Origin of the sequence: Jeotgalicoccus huakuii (assembly GCF_036665975.1) — a bacterium.
In the GTDB taxonomy this organism is placed as follows: domain Bacteria; phylum Bacillota; class Bacilli; order Staphylococcales; family Salinicoccaceae; genus Jeotgalicoccus; species Jeotgalicoccus marinus.
Genome location: NZ_JAVIYN010000039.1, coordinates 1 through 478, shown reverse-complemented (window position 1 = coordinate 478; position 478 = coordinate 1). Strand labels below are relative to the sequence as shown.

At 40.0% G+C, this 478-nt stretch carries 1 protein-coding gene; it reads left to right on the top strand.

Translation table 11 applies throughout. The features are described from left to right. A partial coding sequence (locus V6E76_RS11395) for a DDE-type integrase/transposase/recombinase (RefSeq protein WP_247353093.1) occupies positions 1-474 on the top strand: 474 nt, incomplete at its 5' end. Between the last annotated feature and the right edge of the window lie 4 nt (positions 475-478).

Here is a 478-nt window from a genome sequence, read left to right as displayed (position 1 = left end):
ACGGATGTTACAGAATATAAGCTTAAGAATGGCTCGCGTGTCTACATGTGTGCGATATTGGACTTATTTGATAATAGTATTGTCGCCCATCGTTTTAGTTTGAGGAATAATAATCAACTTGTGTTGGATACGTTTAAAGCTGCTTTAAAGTGCAATCCACTGGCTTCACCCATGGTGCACAGTGACCGAGGATACCAGTTTACCTCTTATGGTTTTAGACAACTGTTAAATGTGAATCAGATGACTCAGAGCATGTCTAGAGTGGGGAAATGTATTGATAATGGGCCGATGGAGTCATTTTTTGGTAAGTTAAAATCAGAGCGTTATCACTTAGTTAGAAAGTCAGGTGGCTATGCCACCTACCAACACCTGGTGGAAGATCTCAATCATTATATCCATTTTTATAACCATGAACGACCACAAGATGTGCTGTTTGGTTTGACACCAATCGAACTTCGTCGTGTGGCTGCATAAAAAA